General features: G+C 75.1%; 1 protein-coding gene and 1 pseudogene. Both read right to left on the minus strand.

What is annotated here, in order from left to right; all coding sequences use genetic code 11:
• Positions 1-175: 175 nt before the first annotated feature.
• Positions 176-421, minus strand: a complete 246-nt coding sequence (locus ESO86_RS18155) for a DUF4244 domain-containing protein (RefSeq protein ID WP_129236065.1) — start codon at positions 419-421, stop codon at positions 176-178.
• Positions 422-479: 58 nt separating this feature from the next.
• A pseudogene (locus ESO86_RS19600) lies at positions 480-674 on the minus strand (type II secretion system F family protein); the annotation flags it as partial.

Consider the following 674-nt stretch of genomic DNA (forward strand, 5'->3'; position numbering starts at 1 on the left):
GGCCGCCGCGTCGACCGGATCCCCGCGGCCGAGGGCTCGAGCGGCGTCCGCCGCCGCATCCGCGAGTCGGACCTGCAGTGCGACGGCGTGCACCGAGGCGAGCGTCGCAGCGAGCACCAGGGCGATCGCGGGCAGCGCGACGGCGAACTCCGCCGTCACGCTGCCCCGCTCGTGGTCAGCCGACCGTGAGCGCATTCCGCACGAGGTCGGTGAGGATCCCGCGGACCTCGTCTCCGCGCAGGATGACGACGAGGAGCCCGGCGAAGCCGACGGCCGCCATGGTCGCGACGGCGTACTCGGCGGTGGCGGCGCCGCGGTCCCCTGCGAGTCGACGCGCGATCGCGACGACGACGACGCGTGCGCGCGCCCTCCGCGCAGGCACGTCTCGGGCCGGCGGATCGAGTGACGGTTCGTGATGCATGCGGTTCTCCTTCTCTCTGCCGCGCACTGCGGCGACGGTGGCACGAGTCGGGACGACGTCACACGGCACCGCCGAGGGTGCCTGTGACGACCGAGATCATGAGCGGGGCGACGCCGAGCAGCACGAACGCCGGAAGCACGCAGCAGCCGAGCGGGAGCATCAGCCGCACCCCGAGCGTCGCGGCGCGCGCCGCTCCCTCGGCGCGCGCCGCGCCGCGGATGCGACCCGCCTCGGCACGGAGCAGGTCTGCCAC

The organism is Agromyces binzhouensis, from assembly GCF_004135055.1.
Taxonomy (GTDB): domain Bacteria; phylum Actinomycetota; class Actinomycetes; order Actinomycetales; family Microbacteriaceae; genus Agromyces; species Agromyces binzhouensis.